General features: G+C 69.3%; 13 protein-coding genes. 7 read left to right on the top strand and 6 right to left on the bottom strand.

Features of this window, described 5'->3' with window-relative positions; translation table 11 throughout:
* Positions 1-94: 94 nt before the first annotated feature.
* Positions 95-1,000, bottom strand: a complete 906-nt coding sequence (locus tag A5648_RS15965; protein ID WP_082966529.1) for an adenylate/guanylate cyclase domain-containing protein — start codon at positions 998-1,000, stop codon at positions 95-97.
* A 158-nt stretch (positions 1,001-1,158) separates the two neighbouring features.
* Here A5648_RS15965 and A5648_RS15960 point away from each other — a divergent pair, with 158 nt between their 5' ends.
* A complete protein-coding gene (locus tag A5648_RS15960) occupies positions 1,159-2,256 on the top strand; it encodes an oxygenase MpaB family protein (protein WP_109470816.1) in 1,098 nt (365 codons plus the stop codon).
* Here A5648_RS15960 and A5648_RS15955 read toward each other — a convergent pair.
* Genes A5648_RS15955 through infC form a run of 4 tightly spaced genes read right to left on the bottom strand, consistent with a single transcriptional unit; the run spans position 2,253 to position 4,387 of the window.
* Positions 2,253-3,035 (bottom strand): TrmH family RNA methyltransferase, encoded by a 783-nt coding sequence (locus A5648_RS15955; protein ID WP_065025481.1) that lies wholly within the window; start codon positions 3,033-3,035, stop codon positions 2,253-2,255. The two genes, A5648_RS15960 and A5648_RS15955, sit on opposite strands and share 4 nt — an antisense overlap.
* 11 nt (positions 3,036-3,046) lie before the next feature.
* Positions 3,047-3,436: a 50S ribosomal protein L20 gene (gene rplT / locus A5648_RS15950; RefSeq protein WP_013828758.1), complete on the bottom strand. Its 390-nt coding sequence runs from the start codon at positions 3,434-3,436 to the stop codon at positions 3,047-3,049.
* Between the two features lie 55 nt (positions 3,437-3,491).
* Positions 3,492-3,686, bottom strand: coding sequence for a 50S ribosomal protein L35 (gene rpmI / locus A5648_RS15945; protein ID WP_013828757.1), 195 nt, complete (start codon positions 3,684-3,686; stop codon positions 3,492-3,494).
* A 26-nt stretch (positions 3,687-3,712) separates the two neighbouring features.
* On the bottom strand, positions 3,713-4,387 hold the full coding sequence (infC, locus tag A5648_RS15940; RefSeq protein ID WP_109470817.1) for a translation initiation factor IF-3: 675 nt from the start codon (positions 4,385-4,387) through the stop codon (positions 3,713-3,715).
* 317 nt (positions 4,388-4,704) lie between these two features.
* On the opposite strand from infC, the gene lysX reads away from it, so the two are divergent.
* From lysX to A5648_RS15920, 4 genes are all read left to right on the top strand, one after another.
* Positions 4,705-8,049: a bifunctional lysylphosphatidylglycerol synthetase/lysine--tRNA ligase LysX gene (lysX, locus tag A5648_RS15935; RefSeq protein ID WP_065025479.1), complete on the top strand. Its 3,345-nt coding sequence runs from the start codon at positions 4,705-4,707 to the stop codon at positions 8,047-8,049.
* 59 nt (positions 8,050-8,108) lie between these two features.
* Positions 8,109-9,449: an alpha/beta hydrolase gene (locus A5648_RS15930; protein ID WP_065025496.1), complete on the top strand. Its 1,341-nt coding sequence runs from the start codon at positions 8,109-8,111 to the stop codon at positions 9,447-9,449.
* Positions 9,450-9,514: 65 nt separating this feature from the next.
* Positions 9,515-9,742, top strand: a complete 228-nt coding sequence (locus tag A5648_RS15925; RefSeq protein WP_065025478.1) for a hypothetical protein — start codon at positions 9,515-9,517, stop codon at positions 9,740-9,742.
* Between the two features lie 3 nt (positions 9,743-9,745).
* Positions 9,746-10,921 carry a winged helix DNA-binding domain-containing protein gene (locus tag A5648_RS15920; RefSeq protein WP_065025477.1) on the top strand — a complete coding sequence of 392 codons (1,176 nt, stop codon included), beginning with the start codon at positions 9,746-9,748 and terminating at the stop codon, positions 10,919-10,921.
* Between the two features lie 21 nt (positions 10,922-10,942).
* Here the strand turns inward: A5648_RS15920 and uvrA are convergent, their stop codons facing one another.
* On the bottom strand, positions 10,943-13,840 hold the full coding sequence (gene uvrA / locus A5648_RS15915; protein ID WP_065025476.1) for an excinuclease ABC subunit UvrA: 2,898 nt from the start codon (positions 13,838-13,840) through the stop codon (positions 10,943-10,945).
* 57 nt (positions 13,841-13,897) lie between these two features.
* Here uvrA and A5648_RS15910 point away from each other — a divergent pair, with 57 nt between their 5' ends.
* Both A5648_RS15910 and A5648_RS15905 read left to right on the top strand, forming a co-directional pair.
* Positions 13,898-14,584 carry an MBL fold metallo-hydrolase gene (locus A5648_RS15910; RefSeq protein ID WP_065025475.1) on the top strand — a complete coding sequence of 229 codons (687 nt, stop codon included), beginning with the start codon at positions 13,898-13,900 and terminating at the stop codon, positions 14,582-14,584.
* 78 nt (positions 14,585-14,662) lie between these two features.
* Positions 14,663-15,311 (top strand): adenylate/guanylate cyclase domain-containing protein (locus A5648_RS15905; protein WP_275080649.1); only part of this gene is annotated, 649 nt, incomplete at its 3' end.

Genomic DNA, 15,311 nt, shown 5'->3' with positions numbered 1-15,311 from the left:
ATTGTCGCGTGATTCACGCAGACTATTCCAAGGAACGGGGTTCCTCCACTCGACTGAGGGAATCCAGCCGGGCCACAACGAAGTTAACGCGCGATTACTCGGCGGCGGGAGGCTCGCTGCGGACCGCCTTGAGCCGATACATCACCAGATCGGGCGGGACACCGCTGCTCTTGGCCGCCAACACCTGCCGGCGGGCCCGCTTGACGACGGCACCCAATCCGTCCAAGTCAGCAGGGTCGATGCGCTCGATCGTCGCGCCGGACACCACGATTCCGCCCTTGACGGCCCGTTCCATCACCCGCGCGGCGATGTTGACGTCCACGCCGAGCCAGTCATCGGCCAGCCGCTGCGGACGGCCGGTGTGGATCCCGGCCCGCATCCGCGGGGTGAAGCCGTTGACCTCGACGGTTTCGATGGCTTCCTGAGCTTTGAGGACCGCGCTCACCGCGACCAGCGGATCGCGGAACACAGCCATGAGCCCGTCGCCCATCCGTTTGACGATGCGGCCGCCGGCATCCAGCAGGGGCGGTTCCACCGCCTGCGACACCCGCCGCAGCAGGGTGAGGGTGGCGTCGTCCCCGGACCGCAGCGACCACGTCGAGAAACCCACCAGGTCGGTAAAGACCAGCGTCGCCTCGGCGTTGGACGGCGCACGCGATATCCGCTCGTTCAGCGCCTGCCAGACCTGCAGGGCGCCCAAGCTGACTTCGCGGGACGCCGCGGAGCGGTCGCCCATCAGCCGGTCCGCGGCACGCGCGGCCGCCTGCGGTCCCCCGTCCCCCGCCGTGGACAACGGGTCGCCGAACTCGGGGTCACCGGGCAGCGCCCGGCGCACCCGCCGCACCAGATCGATCACCCGGACATCGTTGGTTGTGCGGTTCAACCAGGCCGCGGCCTCCTCAAGGGAGAAGGAACGGCGGCGACCCGGGCCGGGTTGTTCTTCTATCTCCACCACCTCCTCGAGCTCGTCAGCCTGCCGACCGACCGGCTCGAGGTCCATGTGCCTCAGCGTAGGTGGCGGTTGTGGCCACCGGCAACGGCGGAGGCACGTGGCACGCGCCACGCTCGGCGATCAAGCCCGCGACGCGCCCTCGATACCGTAGACAACGCGTGTTGTCACAATTATGGTTGTGTCAGGTTCGCCAGACAGGAGACGTGATGACCGTTACTCCGACCACGTCAGCCGAGCGGGTGTCCGAGCCCGCGGAGCAGAGTGCCCCCTTGCCGACCTCGCCCAAACCCGCAGCGGCCGTCGAGCCCTTGAACTCCGATTCGCTGACCTGGAAGTACTTCGGGGACATCCGCACCGGAGTGATGGGCATGTGGATCGGCACCATCGAGAACATGTACCCGGGCCTGGGCGCCGGTGTGCAGGAGCACTCCAGCCTGTGGCGTGAGCCGCTGCAGCGGGTCACCCGGTCGGTGTACCCGATCATGGGCGTGGTCTACGACGGGGTCCGCTCTCAGCACACCGGCGCGGCGATCCGCGACTACCACCGCGACATCAAGGGCACCGACGAGCAAGGCCGGCGCTATCACGCGCTGGACCCCGAGACCTTCTATTGGGCGCACGCGACGTTCTTCATGCTGATCATCAAGCTGGCCGAGTACTTCTGTGGCGGGCTGACCGAGGCCGAGAAGCACCAGCTCTTCGACGAGCACGTGCAGTGGTACCGGATGTATGGCATGAGCATGCGCCCGGTGCCCAAGACCTGGGAGGAGTTCTGCGAGTACTGGGACCGGGTCTGCGAAGAAGAACTGGAGATGACGCCGGCAGCGCAGGGCATCTTGGACATGCGCATCCCCAAGCCGTGGTTCGTCATGATGCCCACCGGCGTGTGGGACCAGATGTTCAAGCCGATGCTGGGCGCCCAGCGCTGGATCGCCGCCGGGCTGTTCGAGCCGGTGGTGCGGGAGAAGGCCGGTCTGCGCTGGTCGGAGGGCGACGAGGTGCTGTTCCGGCTGATCGGCAAGTTCAGCCAGCTCGCGTTCACCTTCGTCCCCGAGGAGATCCGGCTGCACCCGCGCGCTCTGGCCGGCTATCGCCGTGAGCAGGGCAAGATCGCCGCCGACGCGCCGTTGGAAGAAGCACCGTGGCACACCGCGCCGCCCAAGGACCGCCGCACCAACGGGATGCACTACGTCCCGCCGCGGAAGATGAGCCTGATCGAGCGGGCCGGTTCACTGGTGCACAGCACCTTCTCGCTGGCCGGGGTACGACCGCCGCGGCCGCGACCACGGCCGAAAGCCGCCTAGGATCTGCGCTGCGCTCGCGCGCTCTGATATAGGCAGATCGCTGCTGCCGCAGCGACATTCAGGCTCTCTGCGCCGCCGGCCATCGGGATCCGTATCCGATGGTCGGCAGCGGCTGCGGCGGCGGCCGGCAAGCCTTGGGCTTCCGGACCGAACAGCCAGGCGGTGGGCGCCACCAGTACCGGATCGGCGTCGTCGAGGCACAGCTCGCCGTCCAGCGCCGTCGCCAGCACCTGCAGCCCCGCCTCCCCCAACGCCGCCATCACGGCATCGGTGTCGGCAGCAACCACCACCGGGACGTTGAAGATGCTGCCCGCCGAGGAACGCAGGCACTTGCCGTTGTAGGGGTCGACGCTGTTGCCGGTCAAGACCACCAGCCCGGCTCCGGTGGCGTCGGCGATGCGGATCAGGGTGCCGGCGTTACCCGGCTCGCCGATTCCGACCGCCACGGCCACCAGCCGCGGCACGTCCGCCAGCACGGCATGCAGGTCCGGCTCCGGAAGCGCACACACCGCGACCAGTCCGGCCGGGGTGACGGTGTCGGACAACGCTTTTGCCGCCCGATCGCTCACCAGGTGCACCGGGGCCGACGCAGCGCCCAGCAGTTCGCCGTGACGCTGCGCCGCCGACTCGGTGGCGAAGACCTCGACGAGCAGACCGCGACGGGACGCGGCCTCGATCAGATTGGGACCCTCCGCCAGGAAGCGCTGCTCGCGCTTCCTGGCGACATGCCGGTGCAGCTTGACCGCCGCGACCACGCGGGCCGAGCGTTCGGTCAGCATCCGCGCAGGGGTCAGGCGGCCTCGCCGGAGGGCGCGTTGACATCCTCGGGCAGCGCGGCCTTGGCGACCTCGACCAGCGCGGTGAACGCGGCGGCGTCGCTGACGGCGATCTCGGCGAGGTTCTTGCGGTCCACCTCGACGCCGGCGGCCTTGAGGCCCTGGATCAGGCGGTTGTAGGTGACGCCGTTGGCGCGGGCCGCCGCGTTGATCCGGGTGATCCACAGCTTGCGGAAGTCACCCTTGCGGGCGCGACGGTCGCGGTAGGCGTAGGTCAGCGAGTGCAGCTGCTGCTCTTTGGCCTTGCGGTACAAGCGCGACCGCTGGCCGCGGTAGCCTTTCGAGGCCTTCAGGATGGTGCGACGCTTCTTCTGGGCATTGACTGCCCGCTTCACGCGTGCCATGGGGTGTTCCTACTCTCGTTGGGGCGTAAGGGATTTGCGTTGCGTAAAGCGGCTGTCAGCCGTTCAGCATCTTGTTGACGCGCTTGGCGTCGGCAGCAGCCACCTCGGTGCGCCCGGCCAGGCGGCGCGTGCGGGTGCTCGGCTTGTGCTCGAGCAGGTGGCGACGGTTGGCCTTCTGCCGCACGATCTTGCCGGTGCCGGTGCGACGGAACCGCTTTGAAGCGCCACTGTGGGTTTTCGCCTTGGGCATGTTTCCTCAGTTCTGGTGTGGGGTCTTTAGTTTTCGGGTTTGGGCTCGGCCGCGTCCGCCGGGGCTTCCGGGGCGGGGGCGGGGGGCTTTGCGCCCGCACCCGCATCTTCTGCGGCCTTGGCCCGGGTCTTCGCGCCGCGGTGCGGTGCCAGCACCATCGTCATGTTGCGCCCGTCCTGCTTGGCGGAGGTCTCGACGAATCCATACTCGGCGACGTCGGCGCCCAGCCGCTGCAGCAGGCGGTAGCCCAGCTCCGGCCGGGACTGCTCGCGTCCGCGGAACATGATCGTCACCTTGACCTTCGCCCCGGCTTCGAGGAAGCGGACCACATGGCCCTTCTTCGTCGCGTAGTCGTGGTCGTCGATCTTGGGGCGCAGCTTCTGTTCCTTGACGACGGTCTGCTGCTGGTTCTTGCGAGACTCGCGCTCCTTCTGGGCCGCCTCGTACTTGTACTTGCCGTAGTCCATGATCTTGCAAACCGGCGGTTTGGCAGTCGGGGCTACTTCGACAAGGTCGAGATCGGCATCCGCGGCGACGCGAAGCGCATCTTCGATGCGCACGATGCCTACCTGCTCCCCTCCCGGGCCGATCAAACGGACCTCAGGTACGCGAATGCGCTCGTTGACGCGGATCTCAGTGCTGATGGGACCTCCCTGGGTAGTCTTCCGGTCGCGGCCGCCGCAGTGCTCGTCCGGACGCAGCGGCAGAAGAAACCACCCACCAGCAAAAAAGCCCTGCACGAAGCAGGGCCCATACCGACCGATCGCGGCCCGATATCATCAGGCCGCCTGCGCGGTGCGCAGAGCAGGCGGTTTGCACCACCTGCGACCGGACCACTGCGCCTACGGATTGCTCCACGGCGAGTGGTGGGAGGGAACTCCACTTGCAGTCCTGGCGTACGCCGGGACGGTCGCGGCACACAGTCTAGCAGCAGTTCCGCATTCCACTAGCCGGGCTGTTTCGGCCGCCGGCGCACCTCACATCCTTTTCCCGGTTTGACTGCTTATTCTCCCGGGCTATGACGCTGACTGGGCCATCCAAGCCGCGCTTGCGCCGGCGCTCGACCTCGCGGTTTCGCTGGGTGCCCGCGGCCGCCGCCTGGGCCGTCGGCACCGCCGCCACCTTGTCACTGCTGGCAAGCCTGTCCCCGGTGATCCGCTGGGTCATCCGGGTGCCACGCGAGTTCATCGACAAGTACCTGTTCAACTTCCCCGACACCAGCCTGGCCTGGGCGTTCGTGCTGGGACTGCTGGCCGCGGCGCTCAGCGCACGCAAGCGCATCGCCTGGTGGCTGCTGATCGCCAACCTGGTGGTCGCCGGCGGCTGGAACGCCAGCCGCCTGGTGTCGGGAAGCGCCGACCGGCTGCAGGCCGTCAGCGGCGCCGCCGGCCTGGCCCTGCACGCCGCCGCGCTAGTCGTGCTGGTGCTGGCCCGCGGCGAGTTCTGGGCCAAGGTCCGCCGTGGCGCCCTGCTCAAGTCGGCGGCAACCTTGGCCGCCGGCTGGACGGTGGCGATCCTGCTGTGCTGGGGGCTCATCGAGCTGTTCCCCGGCACGGTGACCCGCCCATTGCGGCTGCCCTACGTGGTGAACCGGGTGGTCGGCTTCGCGCTGCTGGAACCGGATTTCTTCCCCGGCAAGCCCGACTTCGGGCTCAAAGCGCTGTGCGGGCTGCTCGGGGCGCTGGCTCTGATCATCGCCGCCATCGTGCTGTTCTTGTCCCAGCGCGCCGACAACGCCCTGACCGGCCAGGACGAGTCGGCGATCCGCGGTCTGCTCGAGCAGTACGGCCAGAACGACTCGCTGGGCTACGTCGCCACCCGCCGGGACAAGTCGGTGGTGTTCGCCCCCAACGGGCGCGCCGCCATCACCTACCGGGTCGAGGTGGGCGTCTGCCTCGCCAGCGGCGACCCGGTCGGCGACCCGCGGGCGTGGCCGCAGGCCATCACCGCCTGGCTGCACATCTGCCAGGACTACGGCTGGGCGCCCGGCGTGATGGGCGCCAGCTTCGCCGGCGCCCAGGCCTTCCGCGACGCCGGCCTGAGCGCCCTGGAACTCGGCGACGAGGCGCTCCTGCGGGCCTCGGAGTTCAAGCTGTCCGGCCCGGACATGCGCGGGGTGCGCCAGGCGGTGACGCGGGCCCGCCGGTCGGGGCTGACGGTGCGGATGCGCCGGCACGGCGACATCGGCGCCGACGAGATGGCCCGGGTGATCGAGCGCGCCGACGCCTGGCGCGACACCGAATCCGAGCGCGGCTTCTCGATGGCGCTGGGCCGGCTGGGCGACCCGGCCGACCTCGACTGCCTGCTGGTCGAGGCGGTGCGCGGCGACCCGCGAACCGGCTCGGCAACCGGCGAGGTGGTGGCGATGCTGTCGCTGGTGCCGTGGGGGCGCAGCGGGGTGTCGCTGGATCTGATGCGCCGGTCACCGCAGTCCCCCAACGGCACCATCGAGTTGATGGTCAGCGAACTGGCGCTGCAGGCCGCCACCGTCGGCGTCAGCCGGATCTCGCTGAACTTCGCGATGTTCCGCGCCGCGTTCGAGCAAGGCGCGCAGCTGGGCGCCGGCCCGGTGCTGCGGGCGTGGCGGCGGCTACTGATGTTCTTCTCCCGCTGGTGGCAGTTGGAGACGCTCTACCGCTCGAACATGAAATACCAGCCGGAGTGGGTGCCGCGGTACGCCTGCTACGAGGACGCCCGGTTGATCCCGCGGGTCGGTGTCGCGTCGGTGATCGCCGAAGGCTTTCTGGTGCTGCCGTTCTCCCGGCGCAACGAACAGCACACCGGCCACCACTCGTCGGTGCCGGCAGCGGTGGCCGCCGCCGGGCGGCTGCACGCCGACGGCAGTGCCCCCGATGCCGATATCACCGCGGGGGCCGAGTCCGCGGCAGCGTTCGCCCGGCTTCCCGAACAGGTCCGGGTCCGAATGGCCAAGCTGAAGTCATTGCAGGACAACGGCGTTGATGCCTACCCGGTGGGGGCCCCGCCCAGTCACACCGTCGCCCAGGCGTTGCAGTGCGGCGCCGACGAGACCGTCTCGGTGTCCGGGCGGGTGCTGCGGATGCGCGACTACGGCGGCGTGCTGTTCGCGCAGCTGCGCGACTGGTCGGGTGAAGTGCAGCTGCTGCTGGACAATTCGGTTCTGTCGGAGTTCGGCGAGGCCCGCGCCGCGGACTTCAGCGCGGCGGCCGACCTGGGCGATCTGATCGAGGCGACCGGCCGGATGGGACACAGCCGCAACGGGACACCGTCACTGCTGGTGCAGCACTGGCGCCTGGTCGGCAAGTGCCTGCGGCCGCTGCCCGACAAGTGGAAGGGACTGACCGACCCAGAGGCGCGGGTGCGGACCCGTTATGTGGACCTGGCGATCAACCTCGAGGCGCGGGAGCTCATCACCGCCCGCAGCAACGTGCTGCGCTCCATCCGGGACACCCTGTTCGCCAAGGGTTTCCTGGAGGTCGAGACCCCGATCCTGCAGCAGCTGCACGGCGGGGCCAACGCGCGGCCGTTCGTCACCCACATCAACGCCTACGACCTCGACCTGTACCTGCGAATCGCGCCGGAGCTCTACCTCAAACGACTCTGTGTGGGCGGGGTGGAGCGCGTGTTCGAGCTGGGCCGGGCGTTTCGCAACGAAGGCGTCGACTTCAGCCACAACCCGGAGTTCACCCTGCTGGAGGCCTACCAGGCCCATGCCGACTACCAGACCTGGATCGACGGAGCGCGCGAGCTGATCCAGAACGCCGCGGTGGCGGCCAACGGCGCGCCGGTGGTGCTGCGGCCGGGACCCGACGGACAGCTGGAAGCGGTGGACATCTCCGGGCAGTGGCCGGTACGTACCGTGCACGACGCGGTGTCGGAGGCCCTCGGCGAACAGGTCGACGCCGCCACCGACCTGGGCACCCTGCGCCGGTTGTGCGACGTCGCCGGGGTCCACTACCTGCGGCAGTGGGATGCCGGGGCGGTGGTGCTCGAACTCTACGAGCACCTCGTCGAAGCCCGCACCGAGCGACCCACCTTCTACACCGACTTCCCCACGTCGGTGTCGCCGCTGACCCGCCCGCACCGCTGCAAGCCCGGGGTGGCCGAGCGGTGGGATCTGGTGGCCTGGGGTGTCGAGCTGGGCACCGCTTACAGCGAGCTCACCGATCCGGTGGAACAACGCCGCCGGCTGCATCAGCAGTCGCTGCTGGCCGCCGGCGGCGACGTCGAAGCCATGGAACTCGACGAGGACTTCCTGCAGGCCATGGAGTACGCGATGGCCCCGACCGGCGGCCTGGGCATGGGCATCGACCGGGTCGTCATGCTCATCACCGGCCACAGCATCCGGGACACCTTGCCCTTCCCGCTGGCCAAACCACGCTGAGCGCCGGTGAGGTCCATCATGGTGGAGTGATCCTGTCCGCCAGTGAGCACACCTCGCTGATGCACGGCTGGGTTCCGGTGACGGTGCAGGCATTGGCCGCCGTGGTGCTGATGCTGGCCCTCGGCCGGAGCGGCCGCCGCTGGCTGCCGCGGCTGGCGCTGGGCGGCGCGCTGGGGTTGGCGACGGCGGTCTGCGCCTACTGGTTTATCAACGCCGAGGGCCTCTCCGCTGACCCGGCACCAACGACGCTGTGGATCTGGATCGCCCTGGCCGGAGCCGCGGCGGCGATCCTGGTCCTGGGTTGGCGCAGTGCGGCCTGGTGGCGCCGCGGCGCGTCCGTCGTGGCGGTGCCGCTGTGTGTGCTCAGCGCCGGGTTGGCGCTCAACGCCTGGGTCGGCTACTTCCCGACCGTGCAGAACGCCTGGGATCAGCTGACCTCGGGCCCGCTGCCCGACCAGAGCGATCTGGCCGCGGTGAACGCGATGGCTACCGAGGGCAGACCACCCGAACGGGGCCGCGTGGTGCCGGTGACGATTCCGGCCGACGCCTCGCACTTCAAGCACCGCGGCGAGCTGGTGTACCTGCCGCCGGTGTGGTTCAGCCAGAGCCCGCCACCGGCGCTGCCCGCGGTGATGATGATCGGCGGCGAATTCAACACCCCCGCCGATTGGTTGCGGGCCGGCAATGCGATCAAGTCCGTCGACGACTTCGCGGCAGCGCACGGCGGCAACGCGCCGGTGCTGGTGTTCGTCGACTCCGGCGGCGCGTTCAACACCGACACCGAATGCGTCAACGGCCCGCGCGGCAACGCCGCCGACCACCTGACCGACGACGTGGTGCCCTACGTGATTTCGCACTTCGGGGTCAGCGCCGAACCGTCGCACTGGGGTGTCGCCGGCTGGTCGATGGGCGGTACCTGCGCGCTCGACCTGACCACGATGCACCCCGAGAAGTTCAGCACCTTCGTCGACATCGCCGGAGACCTGGGGCCGAACGCTGGATCCCGGGCCCAGACCATCGCGCGACTGTTCGGCGGCAGCGTCGAGGCGTGGGCGGCGTTCGATCCGGCCACGGTGATCACCAGACACGGCCGCTATAGCGGGGTTTCGGGCTGGTTCGCGGTCAACGGCAGTGCCGAGACGTCGGATGCCGGCGGTCAACTCGCCGCCGCGAAGTCGCTGTGCGCCTTGGGTCAGCCCAACGGCATCGACTGCGCCGTCGTGACCGAACCGGGCCGGCATGACTGGCCGTTCGCCGGGCAGGCCTTCGCGACCGCCCTGCCCTGGCTGGCCGGCCGGCTGGGCACACCGGGAGTGCCACCCGTTCCGTTTCCGGCGGCGCCGGTCCGGGCCCCCGCGGCGGCCCCAACCATGACCTCCGTCCACCCCGCGGGAAGGTGAGTGTGGATCACCGACCGGCCCCGAGACGCCGCATTACTTCGGCCGCCGCCGGTAACGTGTCGAGCATGGGTGACGATCCGACCGACCCCGGGTTCGACGACTCCGGCGTGCCGACGTTCGACTCGGTGCGCGAGAAGATCGAGAGCCGGTATCAGACCTCGATCGGCGCGCAGGAACTGGATGCCGAGACGCCCGAGGGCCGCAGCGTCGAGAAGCAGTACGAGCACCGGCAGCGGGCGGCCGCCGATCGGTTAGAGCAGATCCGCAAGTCCATGCACGACGGTGAGCACTGACCGGTGCGCAGCTTCACCATCGCCGAACGGCGAAACCGTGTGGCGCGCAGACATTTTTTGACCCCCGAAGCCGCAACCGAGCCGATAACTCAGGTGGCGGCCGCGCTGATCGGCCTGCACGCCACCGACCCGGCCACCCCCTATCTGTCTCTGTGGGCGCGATCGTCGCCGTTCGCCGTCACCGACCTGGACAGCGCGTTGTATGAAAAGCGGTCGCTGGTAAAGCATCTGGCGATGCGCCGCACGCTGTGGGCGATCGATCCCGCCGATCTGCCCGCAGTGCAAGCCGCCGCCAGTGACCGGGTGGCCGCCACCGAGCGGCGCCGGCTCATCGCCGATGTCGCCAAAGCCGGTGTGGCGGCCGACGGGGAGCGCTGGCTCAACCGGGCCGGTGCGGCGGTGCTGCGGCACCTCGGAGAACACGGCGCGGCCAGCAGCGCCGAGCTGCGCGCCGCCCTGCCGGAACTGGCCGGGACCTACGATCCGGCGCCCGGCAAGTCCTACGGCGGCCAGACGCACCTGGCTCCGCGGGCGCTGACCGTGCTCGGGGTGCAAGGCGACATCGTGCGCGGCCCCAACGACGGCACGTGGACGTCCTCGCGGCCGCGGTGGGTGACCGCGAAGGATTGGCTCGGCGAACCGGGCGCGCCGATGGCTGTCGAGGCGGCGCAGGCGCACCTGATCAGCACCTGGCTGCGGGCGTTCGGTCCCGCCACCGCCGACGACATCAAGTGGTGGTTCGGCACCACCAAGACCGCGGTCCGAAAAGCGTTGAGCGACATGGGCGCCGTCGACGTCGACGTGCACGGCACCCCCGGCTATGCGTTGCCCGATGACCTAGAGCCCGAACCGGAACCCGCGCCGTGGGGCGCGCTGCTGCCCGGTCTCGACGTCACCACCATGGGCTGGTATCACCGCGACTGGTATCTCGGCGAGCACCGCGGCCAGCTCTTCGACAACAACGGCAACGCCGGCCCCACGGTGTGGTGGAACGGGCGGATCGTGGGTGGCTGGTATCAGAACGCCGCCGCCGAGGTCCAGTTGCAGCTGCTGGAGGACCCCGGCCGCCCGGCGCGAGAGGCGCTGGAGAAGCGGGCCCGCGAACTTACCGAGTGGCTGGACGGCGTACGGGTACCGCCGCGATTCCCGTCACCGCTGGTGCGAGCCGCCCCGCGCTGAGACGACAAGCAGGCCCCGCCGCTAAGCACTCGCCTTGCGCCGCCGTTTGGCGGGTTTGGCCGGTGCGCCCAGGATTTCGGCGAGGAACTTGCCGGTGTAGCTCTCCGGCACCGCCACTACGTCCTCGGGTGTGCCGGTGGCCACCACCGTGCCGCCGCCGGCCCCGCCCTCGGGGCCCATGTCGATGATCCAGTCCGCGGTCTTGATCACGTCCAGGTTGTGCTCGATCACGATCACCGTATTGCCTTTGTCGACAAGGCCGTTGATGACGCCGAGCAGTTTGGCGATGTCCTCGAAGTGCAGACCGGTGGTGGGCTCGTCGAGGATGTAGACCGTGCGCCCGGTGGAGCGCTTCTGCAGCTCCGAGGCCAGCTTCACCCGCTGCGCCTCACCGCCGGACAGCGTCGGCGCCGGCTGACCGAGTCGCACGTAGCCGAGGCCGACGTCGACCAGCGTGCGCAGGTAGCGGTGGATACCGGTGATCGGCTCGAAGAACTCCGCCGCCTCCTCGATCGACATGTCGAGCACCTCGGCGACGGTCTTGCCCTTGTAGTGCACCTCGAGGGTCTCCCGGTTGTAGCGGGCACCGTGGCAGACCTCGCAGGGCACGTAGACGTCGGGCAGGAAGTTCATCTCGATCTTGATGGTGCCGTCGCCGGTACACGCCTCACAGCGGCCGCCTTTGACGTTGAACGAGAATCGGCCCGGCAGGTAGCCACGCACCTTGGCCTCGGTGGTGGCGGCGAACAGGGTGCGGATCTTGTCGAACACCCCGGTGTAGGTGGCCGGGTTGGACCGTGGGGTGCGCCCGATCGGTGACTGGTCGACCCGCACCAGCTTGTCCAGGTGGTCCAGGCCGGTGATCCGGGTGTGCCGGCCGGGCACCAGCCTCGCGCCGTTGAGCTTGTTGGCCAGCACCGACGCCAGGATGTCGTTGACCAGTGTCGACTTGCCCGACCCGGACACCCCGGTCACCGCGGTGAGCACGCCGAGCGGGAACGCCACGTCGACGCCGGTCAGGTTGTGCTCGCGGGCACCGACCACCCCGAGCTGGCGTTTGGCATCGACTTTCCGCCGAACCACCGGCACCGCAATGCTTTTCGCGCCGGACAGGTAGGCGCCGGTGATCGAGTCGGGGTTGGCCAGCAGTTCGGCGTACGGCCCGCTGTGCACGATCCGCCCGCCGTGCTCCCCGGCGGCCGGGCCGATGTCGACGATCCAGTCGGCGTGGGCGATGGTGTCCAGATCGTGCTCGACCACGATCAGGGTGTTGCCCAGGTCGCGCAGCCGCACCAGGGTTTCGATCAGCCGCCGGTTGTCACGCTGGTGCAGCCCGATCGACGGCTCGTCGAGCACGTAGAGCACCCCGACCAGACCCGAGCCGATCTGGGTGGCCAGCCGGATGCGTTGCGCCTCACCGCCGGACAGCGTTCCGGCGGCGCGCGACAGGGTCAGGTACTCCAGGCCCACGTCGAGCAGAAAGCTCAGCCGCGACTGGATCTCCTTGAGCACCTGGCCGGCGATGGCCTGCTCGCGCGGGCCCAGCGTCAGCGCGTTGAGGAAGTCCGAACATTCCGCGATCGACAGATCGCTCACCTGCGCAATGGATTTGCTGCCGTAGTCTCCGGCGGCCAGCGTCACCGCCAGGATCTCCGGCTTCAGGCGGGTGCCGGCGCATTCCGGGCACGGGACGTCGCGCATGAAGCCGGCGTAGCGTTCCTTCATCTGCTCGGACTCGGTCTGCTCCATCTTGCGCTGCAGGAACGCCATCACACCTTCGAAATCGGTGTAGTAGGAGCGGGTCCGGCCGTAGCGGTTGCGGTAACGCACGTGGACCTGTTCGTCGGAGCCCTCCAGGATCGCCCGCCGTGCCTTGGCCGGCAGCTTGCGCCAGGGGGTGTCGACGTCGAAGCCCATCGCCGCACCCAGGCTGGCCATCATCCGGGTGAAGTACTCGCTGGTGGGCCCCATCGACCACGGCGCCACCGCGCCCTCGGCCAGGGTGCGGTCCGGGTCGGGAACCACCAGGTCGGCGTCGACCTCCTTGCGGATGCCCAGCCCGGCGCATTCCGGGCAGGCTCCGTAGGGCGAGTTGAACGAGAACGACCGCGGCTCCAGGTCGTCGACGGACAGCGCGTGGCCGTTGGGGCAGGCCAGTTTCTCGGAGAACCGCTGCTCCCGGTGCGGGTGGTCGTCGTCGCGGTCGACGAACTCGAGCACCACGATGCCATCGGCCAGGCCCAGCGCGGTTTCGATCGAATCGGTGAGCCGCTGCTTGGCGCTGGCCTTAACGGTCAACCGGTCGACGACGACCTCAATGTCGTGCTTCTCCTGCTTCTTGAGCTTGGGCGGATCGGTCAGCGAATGCACCACACCGTCGACCCGGACCCGGCTGTAACCCTGGGTGTTGAGCTTCTCGAACAGGTCGGCGAACTCCCCCTTGCGGGTGCGCACCACCGGGGCCAGCACCTGAAACCGCAGGCCTTCGTCCATGGCCAGCACCTGATCAACGATCTGCTGCGGGGTCTGGCGGGCGATGTGCTCACCACAGACCGGGCAGTGCGGGGTGCCGGCCCGCGCATACAGCAGCCGCAGGTAGTCGTAGACCTCGGTGATGGTGCCGACCGTCGAACGCGGGTTGCGGTTGGTCGACTTCTGGTCGATGGACACCGCCGGCGACAGACCCTCGATGAAGTCGACGTCGGGCTTGTCCATCTGGCCCAGGAACTGCCGGGCGTAGGCCGACAGCGATTCGACGTAACGACGCTGGCCCTCGGCGAAGATCGTATCGAAGGCCAGCGAGGACTTGCCCGAACCCGACAGCCCGGTGAAGACGATCAGCGCATCGCGAGGCAGCTCCAGGTCCACACTGCGCAGGTTGTGTTCACGCGCGCCCTTGACGATCAGCCGGTCAGCCACCCGTCCATGCTAGGTGGCGCTACCGACACCCAGCTCAGGGCCAGTACGGTGGCGGTTATGACGCCTTCGATCTCGGTTGACGACAGCTACACCGGGCACGTCGAGCCCGGCACCGCGGCCCGCCGCACCCTGCCGGGGGTGTCGATCATCAAGACCTCGGTGGGCCCGATGGACAACAACGCCTACCTGGTGACCTGCACCAATACCGGCAAGACGCTGCTGATCGATGCGGCCAACGACGCCGACAACCTGGTGGCGCTGGTGCGCGAGCACGCCCCGGAGGTGGCGTTGATCGTGACCAGCCACCAGCACTTCGACCACTGGCAGGCCCTCGAAGCGCTCGCCGAGGCGACCGGGGCGCCCACCGCGGCGCACGCCCTGGACGCCGAGCAGCTGCCGGTGACGCCGGATCGGCTGCTGGCCGACGGCGACACCGTAAACGTGGGCGACCTGACCTTCGACGTCATCCACCTGCAGGGCCACACCGAGGGCTCGGTGGCGCTGGCGCTGGACGGCACGGCCACCGGCGGCGTGACGCAGTTGTTCACTGGCGACTGCCTGTTCCCGGGCGGGGTCGGCAAGACCTGGCAGCCCGGGGATTTCGAGCGGCTGCTCGGCGATGTGAGCCGCAAGGTGTTCGACCGGTTCGGCGACGACACCGTGGTCTACCCCGGCCACGGTGACGACACCACGCTGGGCACCGAGCGCCCGCATCTGGCCGAGTGGCGCGAACGAGGCTGGTGACCCCGCAAAACCCCTTGTCAGCTGGTAAAGGCCGCCTATACTAAGGCCCTTCGGGGGTGGGAGGCTGCGGAGGGTCGGGTGACGGCCATACCGGTGTGTGCGACGTGCGGGACCGAGCCGCGGCAGGGTGCGCGGTTCTGCGATGGCTGCGGTTCGCTGATCGTGACGGCCACCGAGCACGCCGAGTACAAGCAGGTGACGGTGCTCTTCGCCGACGTGGTGCAGTCGATGCAGCTCGCGGCGACGGTCGGCACCGAGCGGCTGCGCGAAATCATGACCGAGCTGGTGACTCGGGCGGCGGCGGTGGTTCAGCGGTTCGGCGGCACCGTCGACAAGTTCACCGGTGACGGCCTCATGGCGATCTTCGGAGCGCCGGTGGCGTTGGAGGACCACGCGGTGCGGGCCTGTCGCGCCGCCCTGGTAATGCAAGAGCAGGCCGGCGGGCTCGCCGAGCAGCTGCGCCGCCGCGACGGCGTCGACCTGCAGGTGCGCGTCGGGATCAACTCCGGCGAGGTGATCGTCGGCGACATCGGCTCGGGAACACTGGGGTACACCGCGATCGGTGAGCAGGTGGGGCTGGCCCAGCGGATGGAGTCCGTGTCTCCGCCGGGCGGGGTGATGCTCAGCGCGGCCACCGCCCAACTGGTGGCCGCGGTGTCGGTGCTCGGGGAACCGGAGCTGGTGCGCATCAAGGGCGTTGAGGATGCGGTGCCGGCACGGCGGCTGC

Source organism: Mycolicibacter sinensis, from assembly GCF_001673565.1.
Classification (GTDB): domain Bacteria; phylum Actinomycetota; class Actinomycetes; order Mycobacteriales; family Mycobacteriaceae; genus Mycobacterium; species Mycobacterium sinense_C.
This window is presented reverse-complemented; position numbering and strand designations above follow the sequence as displayed.

Coding starts and splice junctions, on each gene's coding strand:
- A5648_RS15910 (WP_065025475.1), top strand. CDS start 13,898: ATGACGCCTTCGATCTCGGTTGACGACAGCTACACCGGGCACGTCGAG.
- lysX (WP_065025479.1), top strand. CDS start 4,705: ATGACGCTGACTGGGCCATCCAAGCCGCGCTTGCGCCGGCGCTCGACC.
- A5648_RS15965 (WP_082966529.1), bottom strand. CDS start 1,000: ATGGACCTCGAGCCGGTCGGTCGGCAGGCTGACGAGCTCGAGGAGGTG.
- rplT (WP_013828758.1), bottom strand. CDS start 3,436: ATGGCACGCGTGAAGCGGGCAGTCAATGCCCAGAAGAAGCGTCGCACC.
- A5648_RS15955 (WP_065025481.1), bottom strand. CDS start 3,035: ATGCTGACCGAACGCTCGGCCCGCGTGGTCGCGGCGGTCAAGCTGCAC.
- A5648_RS15960 (WP_109470816.1), top strand. CDS start 1,159: ATGACCGTTACTCCGACCACGTCAGCCGAGCGGGTGTCCGAGCCCGCG.
- A5648_RS15930 (WP_065025496.1), top strand. CDS start 8,109: ATGCACGGCTGGGTTCCGGTGACGGTGCAGGCATTGGCCGCCGTGGTG.
- A5648_RS15925 (WP_065025478.1), top strand. CDS start 9,515: ATGGGTGACGATCCGACCGACCCCGGGTTCGACGACTCCGGCGTGCCG.
- rpmI (WP_013828757.1), bottom strand. CDS start 3,686: ATGCCCAAGGCGAAAACCCACAGTGGCGCTTCAAAGCGGTTCCGTCGC.